The 16,125-nt window shown below is 40.8% G+C and carries 12 protein-coding genes, 2 tRNA genes, 1 rRNA gene and 1 pseudogene; 10 read left to right on the top strand and 6 right to left on the bottom strand.

From position 1 onward, the window contains the following. Positions 1 to 112, bottom strand: a 16S ribosomal RNA gene (locus tag H6G97_RS09835); the annotation flags it as partial. A gap of 306 nt (positions 113 to 418) precedes the next feature. On the opposite strand from H6G97_RS09835, the gene nadC reads away from it, so the two are divergent. Continuing rightward, a complete protein-coding gene (nadC, locus tag H6G97_RS09840; RefSeq protein ID WP_190940441.1) occupies positions 419 to 1,285 on the top strand; it encodes a carboxylating nicotinate-nucleotide diphosphorylase in 867 nt (288 codons plus the stop codon). A gap of 534 nt (positions 1,286 to 1,819) precedes the next feature. Next, positions 1,820 to 2,586 (top strand): annotated as a pseudogene (locus H6G97_RS55900) (transposase); the annotation flags it as partial. Between the two features lie 129 nt (positions 2,587 to 2,715). Here the strand turns inward: H6G97_RS55900 and H6G97_RS09860 are convergent. Then, on the bottom strand, positions 2,716 to 3,219 hold the full coding sequence (locus H6G97_RS09860; protein WP_190940444.1) for a GNAT family N-acetyltransferase: 504 nt from the start codon (positions 3,217 to 3,219) through the stop codon (positions 2,716 to 2,718). Between the two features lie 705 nt (positions 3,220 to 3,924). Between H6G97_RS09860 and H6G97_RS09865 the strand changes: the two genes are divergently transcribed. Continuing rightward, positions 3,925 to 4,863 (top strand): hypothetical protein, encoded by a 939-nt coding sequence (locus tag H6G97_RS09865; RefSeq protein WP_190940445.1) that lies wholly within the window; start codon positions 3,925 to 3,927, stop codon positions 4,861 to 4,863. A 71-nt stretch (positions 4,864 to 4,934) separates the two neighbouring features. On the opposite strand, the gene H6G97_RS09870 is transcribed toward H6G97_RS09865, so the two are convergent. Further along, entirely contained in the window at positions 4,935 to 6,605 is a 1,671-nt protein-coding gene (locus H6G97_RS09870) for a dipeptide ABC transporter ATP-binding protein (RefSeq protein WP_190940446.1), read from the bottom strand. Positions 6,606 to 6,830: 225 nt separating this feature from the next. Here H6G97_RS09870 and H6G97_RS09875 point away from each other — a divergent pair, with 225 nt between their 5' ends. Next, positions 6,831 to 7,154, top strand: coding sequence for a hypothetical protein (locus tag H6G97_RS09875; protein WP_338421648.1), 324 nt, complete (start codon positions 6,831 to 6,833; stop codon positions 7,152 to 7,154). Between the two features lie 14 nt (positions 7,155 to 7,168). Here H6G97_RS09875 and H6G97_RS09880 read toward each other — a convergent pair whose 3' ends face one another. Both H6G97_RS09880 and H6G97_RS09885 read right to left on the bottom strand, forming a co-directional pair. Continuing rightward, positions 7,169 to 7,951, bottom strand: a complete 783-nt coding sequence (locus H6G97_RS09880) for a TrmH family RNA methyltransferase (protein ID WP_190940447.1) — start codon at positions 7,949 to 7,951, stop codon at positions 7,169 to 7,171. A gap of 87 nt (positions 7,952 to 8,038) precedes the next feature. Beyond that, positions 8,039 to 8,120: transfer RNA gene (locus H6G97_RS09885), tRNA-Leu, on the bottom strand. A gap of 410 nt (positions 8,121 to 8,530) precedes the next feature. On the opposite strand from H6G97_RS09885, the gene murA reads away from it, so the two are divergent. Next, positions 8,531 to 9,898, top strand: coding sequence for a UDP-N-acetylglucosamine 1-carboxyvinyltransferase (gene murA / locus H6G97_RS09890; RefSeq protein WP_190940519.1), 1,368 nt, complete (start codon positions 8,531 to 8,533; stop codon positions 9,896 to 9,898). A 639-nt stretch (positions 9,899 to 10,537) separates the two neighbouring features. On the opposite strand, the gene H6G97_RS09895 is transcribed toward murA, so the two are convergent. After that, positions 10,538 to 12,154 (bottom strand): iron uptake porin, encoded by a 1,617-nt coding sequence (locus H6G97_RS09895; RefSeq protein WP_190940448.1) that lies wholly within the window; start codon positions 12,152 to 12,154, stop codon positions 10,538 to 10,540. Positions 12,155 to 12,492: 338 nt separating this feature from the next. Between H6G97_RS09895 and H6G97_RS09900 the strand changes: the two genes are divergently transcribed. From H6G97_RS09900 to H6G97_RS09920, 5 genes are all read left to right on the top strand, one after another. Then, positions 12,493 to 13,515 carry a metal ABC transporter substrate-binding protein gene (locus tag H6G97_RS09900; RefSeq protein WP_422394177.1) on the top strand — a complete coding sequence of 341 codons (1,023 nt, stop codon included), beginning with the start codon at positions 12,493 to 12,495 and terminating at the stop codon, positions 13,513 to 13,515. A gap of 78 nt (positions 13,516 to 13,593) precedes the next feature. Next, on the top strand, positions 13,594 to 14,370 hold the full coding sequence (locus tag H6G97_RS09905) for a metal ABC transporter ATP-binding protein (RefSeq protein ID WP_190940449.1): 777 nt from the start codon (positions 13,594 to 13,596) through the stop codon (positions 14,368 to 14,370). Positions 14,371 to 14,381: 11 nt separating this feature from the next. Further along, on the top strand, positions 14,382 to 15,251 hold the full coding sequence (locus H6G97_RS09910) for a metal ABC transporter permease (RefSeq protein ID WP_190940450.1): 870 nt from the start codon (positions 14,382 to 14,384) through the stop codon (positions 15,249 to 15,251). Between the two features lie 75 nt (positions 15,252 to 15,326). Next, positions 15,327 to 15,399, top strand: a tRNA-Phe gene (locus H6G97_RS09915). Between the two features lie 309 nt (positions 15,400 to 15,708). Beyond that, positions 15,709 to 16,095, top strand: a complete 387-nt coding sequence (locus tag H6G97_RS09920; RefSeq protein ID WP_190940451.1) for a hypothetical protein — start codon at positions 15,709 to 15,711, stop codon at positions 16,093 to 16,095. Positions 16,096 to 16,125 lie beyond the last annotated feature (30 nt).

A 16,125-nucleotide genomic window follows, 5' to 3' on the forward strand; every position in this document is an offset into this window, starting at 1 on the left:
TTCTCACGCGTTACTCACCCGTCCGCCACTGTGTCCGAAGACACCGTTCGACTTGCATGTGTTAAGCATACCGCCAGCGTTCATCCTGAGCCAGGATCAAACTCTCCGTTTTGGAAAGCTCTATAGCTCATTAGCTGCTCTTTTTTAACTTCAGCTTAGTTATCTTTATTTTCTTGACGCAACACACTTGCTGTATAATTGCTTTCAAACTATAATATTTTCAAGGTTCGGTGTCCCTCTCAGCGTCGCTCTTTCTCGCTTCGCTTCCGGCACTTATTCAATATAGCGAACCTACTTCCTTGTGTCAACTATTTTTCCAAATTATTTTTGGACTGCTTCTGCATCACTATCAAAGCCTTGGATGGCAAGGGTTTTAAGCTATAGTATTGCTGGAAGTCTCTAAGGAAGCAATAAATTTGTGAGCAATTCTGCTGTTTTGCCTCCCTGGCTGGTTTTAGATCCTCTGTTGCGTAGCTGGTTATTGGAGGATATTGGTAGGGGCGATCGCACTACAAATTCGCTACTAGTAGAAGATGTGACGCTAGGTTCGGCTAAATGGGTAGCTAAAGCTTCTGGGATTGTTGCTGGATTACCAGTTGCTGCTAGAGTATTTCAGATTTTGAATGATAAAGTCAGCTTTGTGGCAGTTGCGGCTGAAGGTACATGGTGTGAGCCGGGACAGGTAGTAGCTGAAATTCATGGTTCACTGGATGCACTGCTGATGGGGGAACGGGTCGCGCTCAACTTGGCTATGCGGTTGAGTGGAATTTCTACCCTAACTAATATATATGTAGAGCAAATTGCTGATTTACCTGCTCAGTTGGTGGATACGCGTAAAACTACACCAGGGCTGAGATTGTTGGAAAAGTACGCGACTGCGTTGGGTGGGGCGATTAATCACCGCATGGGGTTGGATGATGCGGTGATGATTAAGGATAATCACATTGCGGCGGCTGGGGGAATTGGAGAAGCTGTTACCCGTATTCGTTCTCAGATACCTTATCCCTTGACAATAGAGGTAGAGACTGAAAGTTTAGAGCAGGTGAAAGAAGCTTTGCAGCACAAGGCTGACATTATTATGTTGGACAATATGCCTTTGGATATGATGCGTCAGGCGGTGCAGTTGATTCGCCAGCAGGATAGCCAGGTGAAAATTGAAGCTTCGGGGAATGTGACTTTGGAAACGATTCGCGGTGTAGCACAGGTGGGTGTTGACTATATTTCTAGCAGTGCGCCAATTACTCACTCGAAGTGGTTGGATTTGAGTATGAGGATTGTACTTTAAATATAATAAGGCCAATCATCCTTGTGCAAAGTCGATGTAATGTCGCATTTTGTAAGGATCAAAGCCTGAAAAAATGTCTTCAGTTAAGGCTAAAACCCTTTGTCAAAGCCAATTTTTTAATGAACCACAGAGGACAGTGAGAGAATAAATAAATGGTTAAGTGAACTATATTGGGACAAAAAGAATCATTATTAGCACAACTTTCACAGCTAATATACTTCTTGATAGAGAGCCTGATATTTCTCGGCGATAGCACCAGCTTTTTTTATTTGTAGTAATAGGTTATAGCTGAATGATTACACCGATCAAATAGTAAATTTTGGTTAGACTACGATGTGGAAGAATATTATATGTATGATCGTATGAGCGTAATGTATTTGACTTGACGGGCTGGCAGCGTCGTAACTAAAGATTAGAAGTAATTGATCAAATGCTTGGCTGAGTGAGTCCTAGCTTTTAGAGAATTGGTAAGCTGTTCCACATCTAAATTGCACAAATGCTAAATTAGATATATTCGAGTAAAAGCGTGCTATTATGCCCGCTAAAGTTTTTCTGACTCAATCCCAAAAAGACAATTTACAAAAAGCCTTAAAAGAAAGCGATCGCTCTCAACTGACACAGAAAATATTGATGCTACTCCTGATAAATGATGATAAAACTTACCAGGAAATAAGTGGATTTTGGGGTTGCTCATCTTGAAGTGTAGCATATTGATGCGTTCACGGTGATCCAGATAATTTAGAAAGTCTTAAAGATGATAGAGAGAAAGGAAACTATCATAAATAAATTAAATAATATATTGATTTATTCATGGGAACTATTGAAAAATAACCTAGTGAATTAGATTATGAATTTGGATACTGGATAACAGCGAGATTAGCCATATATTTAGAAGATAAAACAGGTATAAAGTTAACTTGCAAACAAGTCAGGAGGATACTACAGCGCTTCCCGCTATTATGCAGTACAGTTTTTTCCTTGCCCCTTTATTAGCATACTTTTCAGTTTTAATGATGTACCTCATAGCTGCCGGAGGTGCTGTAAAACAAAAAAAGTATGTTTACCTTTGGGCAAAATACAGTCTAGAGGACAAACAAGACCCAACAAAAATGGAGGCATTTAAAGAAAAGTTACAAGGCTATTTGTCAGCCTCAAAACTTTGCCCAGAGAAACTGCAAGTCTGGTTTTGGCACGAGAGTGGTTTTAGCCTTCGGGTAATTAGACGTAAAAATTGGAGTAAAAAAGGTTCGAGCAAGAAAGTAACAGCAAAACGCAGTAGTGGGCGTGTAAATGTAATGGGATGAGTAAGATTTCATGACCGTACTGAGGCTAAGTTAGAAGCTCGCCATGCTTTATTACAAGAACGGGAAATTAATGTAGACCAATTGTGAGCGAATTTAATTTATAAGTCTGAGAAAATAGCGATCGCCCTAAACAACAGATTTACTAACTCGCAGTCCCATGATCACTAAGTCTCGTTCAACGCTGTCAAGTTCGGCAATCTTAGGCAAATGTCCCCAGCGTTGAAAACCAAATGTTTCAAAGAGTTTTAAACTGGGCTGATTGTGGGCAAAAATGAAGCATACTAGGCTCTTTATACCTAAACTAGGACTTTCACTAATTGCTTGTGCTAAGAGTTGTCGTCCCAAACCGCACCGATGAAAGCTAGGGGCTATGTAAATACTAATTTCGGCAGTCTTATTATAGGCGGGTCGCCCATAAAAGGATTGGAAACTAAGCCATCCAGCAATTATTCCGTCTACTTCGATTACCCAAAGTGGGCGTTGTGAAGGCGATCGCCCCTTAAACCAAGCAAGGCGACTTTCCACGGATACTGGTTCTAAGTCAGCGGTTGCCATGCGGCTAGGAATTGCAGTGTTGTAAATTGCGACAATTGCAGGCAAGTCAATTTCAGTCGCATGGCGAATAGTCATTGCTACCGTCTCGGAAAAATCTTCAGAAAATATTCAAAAATAATACAGTGTTAAGAGTAGCAATTCTACGGCTTCTATCGTAATTCTCACAGATACTTTACCAGGTAGGGTACTTGTACCTCACTTACATACAATGGCTAACTCTACTAGCAAGTATGCAATGAGCCACTACAAAAAACATCACGGTTGCGATAAATAGAGGAATGTCCCTAAGCCTTGCCTATTTTATTTTTTATAGTAAATAAAGTTTATAACTCCTTAGTTGGAAATTCTAAGTTTTTATTTCTAAGGTCTCATTCCGTATTCATTCTAGAGGAATAGATAATTTTTTCATGTCAGGAAAAACAAACTATTTTATCTGAATATTTATATACTACTTTTGTCAGATTGAGAGAATTGCAATTTTTAACTCAGTGAACATAAATGCTTTAACAAAGTTTTTGTTTTAAACCAAAGAATAGAATTCTAAATCTTTTAACAGTAAGGCTTACAAACAAATTTATTGTTACTGTATACACATCTAATTGAAGATTATACATAACAAAAAATTTCATTTTGTAGTCATGTTTATAAAAGCTGGATGTAAGTTTGTATGAATGAGTACAAACTGTATATATAGCTAAAGATGGAGGTCATCATCGTATTTTTGTATTTAAAGTTAATATAAATATAACTTTACATGGATTATTTCTAAGCCTAAATATCATGTCTATTAATTGTTTAAATAAAAAATCAAGTGTAAAGCAAGATAGTAAAATTCCAAATATTGTTGAGATAGCGCTTTTTATAGACCAAATAAAAAATAATATTTGGCTATTTGGTATTCCATCTTGGCTTTTCGGAATAACCGATAGAAGCGTAGCTGCATTTGCTGATGGTTATTTATCTTTTATAGAAATATTTCAACTATTTACAGCTTCTTTCTTTTTTGTGAGTTGGCTATATCTTAAGCCGGAAGAAAGCTTTAATAGCAATGATTTAGAACCCAGGCAATATAAAGAATATCTTGATCGTACTCAGGCTAACAAGCTTCAATTAAAAAAGCTACACATGATTAGCCAGGAGTATATTTTACCATTCCCTTATATTTGCCAAATATATCATCTATTAAACTTAAAACATTTAGAAACAATTCATAAGTTTAGCCTTAATAATCTTAAAATTCTTAGTGTCAGCCAGTTCCAAACGACAAACGTCGGTGGTAAAATCACATTTCAAACGATATTAGATTCACCAGCTAATCCTCTAAGAATTTGGCGACAACCAACTGTGGAGGTGGATTTAATATTACATACTCCATACGCTGTTGAACTTAATATTCCAGTCTACAATAACAAAAGGATAATTGTTATATTTCATGCTTTCCCTTTAAATGACTCAGAACATCAGTTTTTTATAGATATTTATAGCGATCTAGAGTGGCCAAAGCCATTATTACAAATAATTTTGCATTTTGCTTCTTGTTTGACACTCTTTGAAGATTTGCCGTATCTAAGAGCTTTAACTGAGAAAAATATAGAGCGTTTATTCAATTTAAGTAGGACTTCAAATCACGAGAGTGCGTTGCTTTTTAGAAGGTTTGTTGAGCTATATGGTTCGAGTGGAGAAACAACTAAATTACTTGAGGGAAGGGAAGAGAGTTAGGAGACGCGATTAATTACGTTTGTACAGGAGTTAGGAGTCTAAAACTTCTAACTCCTACTTTTTTTATTTAGTTAAGCGCGTGCTAGTAAGGGAGCAGCAGCTAGTAAAGTTTTGGTATAAGGGTGCTGAGGATTGGCAAAAATCTTTTTTGTAAGATCGAGTTCGACAATTTTACCCCCATTCATCACGGCAATACGATCGCACAAAAATCTAGCTAACCAAAGGTCATGAGTGATGAATAGATAAGTTAACTCAAACTCTTCCTTTAATTGCAACATCAAATCCAGCACTTGTGACTGCACACTGGCATCTAACATACTTACGGGTTCATCGCAAATTAAAAGTTTAGGGTGAGTAATCAAAGCACGAGCGATCGCAACTCGTTGCTGTTGCCCTCCAGACAAATCTGATGGATAATGCTCATAATACACTTTTGGCGGTGTTAACCCAACTTTCTCTAGCATCCACAAAACTTGTTCTTTTGCCTTAACAGGATCGGCTAGATTATGGATAAATAAAGGATCGGCGATACTTTGCCCCACTGTCATCGCTGGATTGAGGCAAGCATGGGGATCTTGAAAAACCATTTGTATTTGTCGCCGTGAAGAACGAATTTCTTGGCGCGACAGTTTAGTTAAATCCTGTCCTAAAAACTCAACTTTGCCACTAGTGGGACGAATTAGTTGCAAAATTGTTCGTGATAGTGTGCTTTTACCACAACCTGATTCCCCAACTAAGCCCAGAATTTCTCCTGAATAAATATCTAGATTAATGCCATCTACTGCTTTAATTGTCTGGGCTTGTGTATTAAATAGTCGCTCGATAAAGTTAGGTTCTATGGTGTAGTGTTGCTTGAGTTCTGTAACACTCAAAATTGGGGATTGCTTATTAATAATCGGTAATTGCTTTTCTGAGTCATTGGCAATTATCAATTCTCCATTATCATTTACTGCTTGAATGTGTAAAGCTGCTTTTAAGAGCGATCGCGTGTATTCATGTTGAGGTTGCCTAAATACGGTTTCTGTAGCACCCATTTCGACCATCTTGCCGTTGTACATCACGCCAATGCGATCGCAATACTCAGCCACCATTGCTAAATCGTGAGAAATCAGCAACAATCCCATGTTTTCTTCACCGCACAGGCGAGTTAATTCTGTCAATATCTGCGCGGAAACGGTGACATCTAAACTGGTAGTGGGTTCATCGGCAACAATCAACTTGGGATTAAGGAGTAAAGCTAAGGCGATCGCTACCCGTTGTCGCATTCCACCGCTAAACTCATGAGGATACTGATTCCAACGACTGAGTGGAATATTTACCTTTGCCAAGGTAGTAAGTGCTTTTTCTTTAGCTTCCCGCGTTGATAATTCTGGTGAGTGCGCCTGAAGAGTTTCGATACAATGCTTACCAATGGTCATCAGCGGATCGAGGCGTGTCATGGGATCTTGAAAAATTAAGGCGATCGCCTCTCCCCGAAATTTTCGCAACTGGTTAGGCATCAAGTCAAACACCGACTGTCCTTGAAATGTCACCCCTCCCTCAATCCGACTGGAAGCTGGTAGTAAACGCATTACTGCCCGTCCAATAGTTGACTTACCACAACCCGACTCTCCCACCAACCCCATTCTTTCACCTGGTTGTAAGGTGAAAGATACATCATCAACCGCCCAGCTTGCTTCTTCTCCACTCCGTTGAGGATAGGCAACTCGCAGATTTTCGATACAGAATAAGGCTTCACTCATAGTTAGTTATCAGCCCTGAGCTACCAGTTTTTATAATTTCAAATTTAGGATAGTCTATCAAATTAAGTATTAGACCTGTTTTATAAAACTTACCTAAACCTAGCCAAACTTGATTTAGTGTACCCGTAGCGATCGCGATAAATCTTAAGTCTTAGCAATTGGAGACAGCTATCGATATTCTTGATAACCACTGCTAAAGTTGATACAGCACCCAACTATGATGTTATGAGTGCACAATTTAAATCTGTAGGAACCAGAATCAAAATTAAGTCAGAAAATCAGGATTTTCAAATTAATCTTATGGAGCAAAATCAGCCACAACAGCGCCGCGCCGCCGATCAAGTGTTTCAAGAATCCCTCGAACAGTTGGAGGATATCTTACAAGAAAGTTCAACCGAGGAAGAAGAGATGCCCGAACTGCATACTAGTACTTTTACTGAGGTCGAACTCGATCAAGACTTGACAGATATTGATTTAGAGGCTCTTGAGGACGCAGTTGCTGATATTGAAAAATATCTCGACGAAATAACAAAAACCAAATTGGGGTAAAAAGTTAAAATATATTACTGACAAATTAGTTGCCGTTGAGCTTCGTACAACATTAAAGCGGCTGCGATCGCTACATTCAAAGATTCCACCCCAGGACTCAAAGGAATTTTTACTTGCTGGTCTGCGATCGCTGCTAAATCTGCCGATAATCCAGCACCCTCATTTCCCAGTAAAATCAAACTGGGTTTTCGCCAATCTACTTCCCAATAAGTTAAAGTCGCGCTGGGTAAGGTCGCTACTACCTGCATTCCTGCCTGCTGACTTTGTTGGACTGTTACTTTTAAATCTTCGGTTACGGCCGTTGCTAGGCGAAACCATTGTCCTGCGGAAGCACGTAGAACTTTCGGACTGTCCAAATCTACACTATCTCCACTTACCCACAACCCCGATGCTCCGGCGGCGGCGGCAGTGCGGATCATTGTGCCCAGGTTGCCGGGATCTTGCACGGTTTCTAAAGCTAGCACTAAACCAGTCGATGGTAGTTGAGTTTGGTGTTCCTTTCGTTTTGCCGTTGCCACCACACCATCCGGTTGGACTGTAGTCGCGATCGCATCCAAGATTTCTCTACTGACAATTTCGGCGCGATCGCATCGACTACAAGCTTCATCCCACAGCGAAGGGTGGGCTGCTTGCCATTCTGGAATACAACACACTGTTTCTAGTGGGTAATTCACCGCACAAGCTTCTTCTAACAGGTGTGTTCCTTCCAGTAAAAATAATTGCTGTTTGTGCCGCTCCTTGGTGGAGTGGAGTTTGCGAATTTGCTTAACTAGAGAATTTTGTAAACTGGTTAACATCAAAAAGTTAGGATTTAGAAATCAAGAGTTAGGAGTTAATTTAGTTTTCTTTTAACTCCTAACTCTTAATTTTTAACTTAGATAATATGCGGAACCCGGGACTTGAACCCGGAAGCCTTGCGGCACTAGAACCTGAATCTAGCGCGTCTGCCAATTCCGCCAGTTCCGCTGGCACTTGTGCTTATCGACAATTTCCTATTATTGCGTTATGTTTTACCTTTGTCAAGTGAAAACATAACGCCTCGTTTAAGAGACTCAAATTGTAAACGAGTTTTTTAGGATATTAGGTCAAATCAAAATATTAACTGAACAGCACAGCATTAATTTTTAGAGAACACTTAAGTTTTTTTACTGAGTATTTAATTTTGCTTAAAACTACTACTTGTTCATTCTTTTTTATTAAAATTTTAAAAAGCTCAGAAAGCTTACTATCGCTTCCTTTCAGCCTTTATTCTTCATCCAAAAAGCAATTTTCTTATGCAAGACGTTGCCTTAAAACGTGGACATTTTGAATCTTTACTGTAGAATCAAAACCAACTTCAAACATATAAAATACGTATTACTTTTGGAGGTAGGCTTATCAATCCTTCTACCAGCTTACCAGATGCCAAATTTGCTCCAGAAGCAGACTCCTCAGTCTTGCAAATTTGGGGTGGGCATCCTTTGCGAGGTCATGTGAAAATTAGCGGGGCAAAAAATGCAGCACTGGTAATCATGGCTGGAGCCTTGCTGTGTCCGGGCGATTGTCGTATCCGCAATGTCCCCTTATTAGCGGATGTAGAGCGGATGGGTCAGGTGTTATCGGCTTTGGGTGTACAATTAACCCGGCAAGGTGACATTTTAGACATCAACGCCAGCGAGATTAAAACATCAAAAGCTCCCTACGAACTAGTTACCCAGCTGAGGGCGAGTTTTTTTGCCATTGGAGCTATTCTGGCAAGACTGGGAGTAGCACAGATGCCCTTACCAGGTGGTTGTGCTATTGGGGCAAGACCAGTTGACTTGCATGTTCGAGGACTGCAAGCAATGGGAGCGGAAGTACAAATTGAGCATGGCATTTGTAATGCTTATGTTCCTGGCAGCAGCCGGAGATTAAAAGGTGCGAAGATTTACTTAGACATCGCCAGTGTGGGAGCGACAGAAAACTTGATGATGGCGGCTACCCTGGCAGAGGGTGAAACGATCATCGAAAATGCTGCCAGAGAACCGGAAGTAGTTGATTTAGCTAACTTCTGTAACGCAATGGGAGCGAAGATTAAGGGCGCAGGGACTAGCAGGATTATTATCGAAGGAGTCCCCAAGTTGCATTCTGTTGACTACAGCATTATTCCCGATCGCATTGAGGCCGGGACGTTTTTGCTAGCAGCAGCGATTACCCGCTCAGAACTGATCCTCTCGCCAGTAGCTCCAGAACATCTCATACCAGTAATTGCCAAGCTGCGGGATATTGGAGTAACCATAATTGAGGACAAGCCTGAACACTTACATATTCTGCCAGCAGAAACCCTGAAGGCAACGGATATTGAAACTCAATACCATCCAGGTTTTCCCACAGATATGCAAGCGCCATTTATGGCTTTGCTGACGTTGGCAGAAGGCGACAGCGTGATTAACGAATCCGTCTTTGAAAATCGCTTGCGTCATGCCTCAGAGTTGAATCGCTTGGGGGCAGACATTCGTGTTAAAGGCAATGCTGCCTTCGTTCGGGGAGTACCGAAATTGTCTGGCGCACCAGTTTTAGGTACAGACTTACGAGCATCGGCAGCGTTAGTCATTGCTGGACTGGCGGCAGAAGGGAAAACCACAATTCAGGGTTTACAGCACCTTGATCGCGGCTATGATCGACTCGATGCGAAGTTGCAGCAATTGGGGGCTAAAATCCTCCGTGTGGGCGAAACATCAGCAGATGCAGAAATCGCTCCCAGCATCAGTAGTCTGTCAAGTTGAAATTGATCGGTTGAGACTGAGGCAGGGAGAATGGAGATAAGGGAGACAAAGTAAAATTTTCTCCCTCATCTGTACTATCTATGCCCTGCAATCTACTAAATTATCCTGATAGATAGAAGCTTTTAAGCTTTGTTCATATCTTTTTTTGATGAATATTCAAGAAAAATCTGTGTTGGCTGTTACAATATTGTTAAGAAAAGTTGCCCGTTGCATTTTGGGAACGCGCAATTGGGTTTTAACTCTCTTGAGAAGACAACGCAAAAAAAACATTTTTTAGACCAGCTGTGGGAGGCTGGTCTTTTTGTATTTAAAGTGCTTATACATTGGTTATCCAATAACTCACTATAAACACTAAGAGCAGCTATGGTTAGTAACTTGAAACCCTAGCTGACAATGCAAAAAAAGTGATATTTTTAAGTAATTTCCGCAATTACTCTGTTTCATTCGGTTAAATTCATTAGAGATTTTTGTTTTCCTGCTTCTACGACCTCTTATATCTATATGAAAATATTTATAGTGTTTTGAAATATTATACTCAGCAAAAATGCTGAGTTTTCTTTTTGAAGTCATACACAAAAAAAAAGACGCAAAGCATAAATTTGCGTCTTTTTTTTAAATTTAAAATTAAAATTTAAAAACTTAGAAACTGAATGTAGTTCTCAATGCGCCAATGACAACATCATCATTATTGTTATTGTGATCTGGGGATGTTAACCAGATAACTCCAGGAGTAATGGTGATATTGTCACTCAGCTTATACTGGTAGAACGCCTCAATATGATAGGATGTATCGGGATCGCTATCCAATCCTGCAATATTAGAACTTGTTAATCTCGGCTCCACACCAGCGATAATACCTGCTAAGTTCCCTTCTTTACCTAGGTCAGGGAAGCCGAGGGTGACAGCATAGTTCCAAATATCAACTTCTCCACGGTTTCCATTCAAGGTACGGCTGTTAGTATATCCAGCCCAACCACCTAAGACAATATTCTCAGTGATGCCAATGGATGCTTGAACGCCGTAAGAATTACTGGAAAATCGAGAATCTAACGTACCGTCGCCATCTAAATCTAAGGGTGCGAGATTTGCTGCATTGCTACCAGTTAGCAGTGGTTGGTTATAGGAATTGATGTAAGTTAAACCAATAGTAATGCGATCGCTTGGTTTAACCGTCAGCTGTGCCAGCGCACCGTAAGAACCATTAAACAAACCATTATTGGGCGTAGGGTCATTAGCTGTACCACTCAAATACCCTAGACTCAGTGCCAATTTGTCACTGAACTCGTGCGTTACTCCCAACCCCGCGCCGCCTATCTGATAATAAATTGGGTTGCGTGTACCAAAGGTGGACAAAGCACCAAAAGCACCATCACCGTCAAAGATGTTAACAGTAGTGGTAAGGTCGTCTGCTGCACCTGCGTTGGCAATAGCGATAACCTCTGTTCTTTCGCCCAAGGGAAATCTGTAGAACAACGCATCTATAGCAGCATCAGTGGTACCATCACCAGCAAAAAATAAGTTGCCCTCTGGTGTACCAATGTTAGGGCTGAGAATATTATTAGCCTGGATTCTGGTGAACAGCGTATCTTGTCCTGTAAAGCTGGTCACAAATTCTACCCGCGCCCGTACCCCTAAAGTTGTATTTTCATCTGTAATTTCCGCACCGTTAACTGTATTTCCTGACAACACATCGCTGATAACCGCGACAACTTGTCCTTGCAGTTTGGTTGTAGTTGAGAACTGATTCGCCTCCAATTCAGCACTGCGTGCTTCTACTGCATCCACACGGCCTCGGAGTGTCGCCAGTTCTGCTGAATAATCTTCTTGCAGCTTTTGTAATGTGGCTAAATCTTGTTTGCTAACTAAATCACCAGTGGCTGTAGCAATAAGTTCGTTAACCCGATCAAGACAAGCATTCAAACCAGCCGCAAACTCATACCGCGTTAATGCCCGATTACCGCGATAAGTACTATTTGGGTATCCTGCAATACAGCCATAGCGCTCAACTAGAGACTGCAATGCTTGAAATGCCCAGTCGGTGGGTTGTACATCGGAAAATTGAGACACAGAGGTAACTTGCGCCATTGGCTGATCTGGCGCTATATTTTCAACTTTTGTGTCTGGATTAGCTAAAACTTGCGGTTGATTTATTTCAGATGTGCTGGATGTTTCACCTGCAAATGTAGCAGTATTAAAAAATAGCATGACAGCACAGACTGCTGGACTAACTAGCAGATATTTCCAGAATTTTTGCATTTTTCTCCTCACACTGATCTCCAATTCACACCCAAATCACGTTAAAAAAAACGTGTATTTTATCAAAATATTTCTCAGCGATTTTATCAGAAGTAGGCAAACTTTTTAACAAAAAAAGTCAAGATATCCTAATTCTTTAGGGAAAACTAAATTGCAGAGGGCTGTACCGTCTGAAAAAGTTTTGTTGTTACTCATTACACAGCAAACCCAGAATGATATTATGTGTCTCAAATGAGAATGAGAATTATTATAGTCTAAAATATAGTATTACGTCTCATTGTCAATAGGAATTGTGGCAGAGACAAAGCAAGCATCCGTTTTGAGGAGAAAATACCGTGATGATGAATTACAGAGGATTTAGAACAGGTAGACAAAGAAGCGGCATCTTGTCCATAATCGCTCTGCTGATGTTGTCAATGATCGTTGGCTGTAGCCAATCGAATCAGAATCAGGGAATAACTTCCGAACAGTCACCGCAAGCACAGGAAGCTGGCTCTACCCCACCGGCGCAGTCGGAAAAAACTAAAGTAGTGACAACATTTTTACCGATATATTTGTTTACTAAGGCAGTAGCTGGGAATGTGGCAGATGTAGAAATTTTAGTGCCACCTGGTACGGAGGTACATGAATACCAAGCGACACCACAAAATGTTAAAGCGATCGCTACTGCAAATGTGTTAGTAAAAAATGGTTTAGGTTTGGAGGAATTTTTGGAAAATATTGTAAAAAATGTCCAAAATAGCAAATTAGCCGAAATTAATGCCAGTAAAGGTATTAAACCCTTAAATGAAATTTCACCTGTTGTGAAAACCGCGAAAGAGGAAAAAGGCCACAGTCACGACCATGCCCACGCCCAAGGTAATCCTCACGTTTGGTTAGATCCAGTTTTGGCAAAACAGCAGGTAACAAATATTCGGGATGGATTAATTGCTGCTGACCCCGCGAACAAAACTACTTATGAGGCGAATGCTGCGACTTATATTAAAGAATTAGAAAGTTTAAACAGCGAATTTCAACAGACTTTGCAGAAAACTCCTAGTTGTACCTTTATTACTTTTCATGATGCGTTTCCATATTTAGCTCAACGCTATAACCTCAAGCAAGTTGCTGTGGTACAAATTCCCGAAGACCAACTCTCACCCACGGATGTGCAAAATGCAGTCAGTGCTGTGAAAAAGTACAATGTTAAAGCTTTATTTAGTGAACCAGGAGTAGATAACAAACTCCTAACCAGCTTATCCAAAGATTTAAAATTAACTTTACGTACTTTAGATTCTCTGGAAACTGGCGAAACAAATCCACAGCATTATTTCAAGGCTATGAAAGCTAACTTACAAACTCTGGAAACGGCGTGTAAATAGATTTGTCGTTTGTCAGTTGTCTTTTGTCCTTTGCAAATGATCAATGACTAATGACTAATGACCAATTAATAATGACTAATGAATAATGACATTGCTATTTTAAAAGTAGAAGGATTAACTGTTTATCAAGGCAGCTATCTAGCTGTTCGAGACGTTTCTTTTGAATTGTTGCCAGGAACAGATACAGCCATTGTAGGCCCCAATGGTGCTGGCAAAAGTACCTTGGTAAAAGCGGTTTTGGATTTGATACCTCGAAGTGCTGGTACGATTGAAATATTGGGTCGTCCAATTGCCAGACTGGGGAATTTACGCCACACGTTGGGCTATATGCCACAAAATTTTATTTTTGACCGCAGCTTTCCCATTTCTGTCAGCGAATTGGTGGGACTGGGATGGACTAAAGAAGGCAAAAAAAAGGATTTATTTTTTTCCAAACTGTGGAGACAAGATCGCGAAAAATCGGCAGCAGTAGTAGAAGCTTTACGGCGAACTGATGCTTATCATTTACAGCATCAAGCTATTGGTACTCTAAGCGGTGGTCAACTCAAGCGGGTTTTATTGGCTTATTGTTTGGTAATGCCTCGCAAACTGCTAGTACTCGATGAAGCCTTTGCTGGTGTTGATGTGCAAGGTGCAGCAGATTTTTATGCTTTGCTAAATGAATTAAAGCGGGAAGAGGGTTGGACAGTATTGCAAGTTTCTCACGATATTGATATGGTAAATCGCCATTGTGATCGCGTGCTTTGCCTGAACCAAAGCATTGTTTGTACTGGTAAGCCAGAAATTGCCCTTTCACCGCAAAACCTGTTAGCAACCTACGGCCCAGGTTTCAGTCGCTACCAGCACCAACATTAATGCCCATAAATATGAATTTGTTCAATGATTGTCAGATAACTTGGTTAGCGATCGCCAATATTAATGACTTGGTAAGCTTATTAACATTCCCTTATATGCAGCGTGCGATCGCAGGTGCAGCCTTGATGGGAATACTTGGCGGGATGTTGGGCAGTTTTGTCACCTTGCGCCAGTTATCCTTTTTCAGCCACGCGGTTGGTCATGCAGCACTAGTAGGGGTGGCGTTAGGTGTGTTGCTACAGGTAAATCCTACTTGGATGCTATTACCTTTTACCTTAGTTTTTGGGGTTATTGTTCTTTACTTTATCGACAAAACCGACTTAGCAAGCGATAGCGTACTTAGCATAGTGCTATCTGGGGCATTAGCGATTGGTTTAATTCTCACGAGCCTAATCAAAGGATATCGCGGCAACTTGATGGCTGTGCTGTTTGGGGATATTTTAGCGATCGATACCACGGATTTGATTTTGACGGTGCTAGTACTTGTGGGAGGTAGCATATTTTTACTATCAACTCTGCGGCAGCAAATTTTATTGACTCTTAACCCCGATGTTGCCCAGGTTCAAGGGGTTCCCGTCCAATTGTACCGCTACGCCTTTGTGGTCTTGCTTTCACTTGCCGTTGCTGTAGCGATTAAAGCTGTCGGCGTTTTGCTGGTGAACGCCTTTTTAGTCATTCCCGCCTCCACCGCCAAACTGATGAGTCACCACTTTAGCCGCTTTCTAGTTATGTCGGTGATAGTTGGTTCCATCAGCAGCATTGCTGGCATCATTGTGTCAGGTATTTTTAACCTTGCTTCTGGCCCAAGTATTGTTCTTGTCCAGTTTCTACTATTTGTAGCCGTTTTCATCTGGTTTAAGTTGAGTTTGAAAGCTGCATAAATTATTTTTCTCCAACCCCTTGCTATATTCTTGTATCTTTGCTACATTGATTAATCGTGGCTCACAAAAGCCCCAGCCGGGATAGCTCAGTTGGTAGAGCAGAGGACTGAAAATCCTCGTGTCACCGGTTCAAGTCCGGTTCCTGGCATTACTTACAGCTAAAAACACCTCTGATATAAGGCATAAACTGACCTAAAGCTGCATAATCAAAAGGTTCGCCTGTAACTTGTTTTTAGCTGGGGTGGGAAATGTTATTAAAATGCGTTTCTACACCTTTGGCAAGTTTAATTTACTTATAATCAAAGAAATCCGTAAATTAGCTTTTCCTGAAGCTAAGAAGCGGGAGGTTGTCAAGTAGTTGAAATCTTGTTAGCTTTTATGCTTAAAATTGCACAAGAGGTTTATTTAGCATCTACACAAGAGCTAAAGTTGACCCTTTGCAGGATTCCCCCAAGCAATGCTGACTGAAATTTTGCCTTTCCGTTTTGAGTTAGACACGATCGCGATCGCAGGAGCGAGTTTGTGGTCATTGGCGCTATATCTAGGTTTTTCCAGAATCAATGAATGGGTAATCGAGCAACTCAATCGCTGGTTTAACTTTGCCGAGCGATCGCTTTATACCAGCCAATCCGAATTTGAAAAGACTCGTAAAGCCAGAGAATCCCAAAATGCTTTCTACGCCTCACTGTTCAGCATCGTGCCTTTTTTGGTAGTTGGCGCTTTATTTAACTGGGGTTTGAAAATTAGTTTAGGTGAAAGTTGGGGAATTAGTACAGGTATCTTAGCCTGTATGGGTGCCGGCATTTATGAACTTGGGCGCAGGGATGGAGAATCTTCGGATTAAGCTAGAGTCGAAGATGAGAGATGAGGAGAT

The sequence above is a fragment of the Nostoc flagelliforme FACHB-838 genome, from assembly GCF_014698065.1.
GTDB lineage: Bacteria > Cyanobacteriota > Cyanobacteriia > Cyanobacteriales > Nostocaceae > Nostoc > Nostoc flagelliforme_B.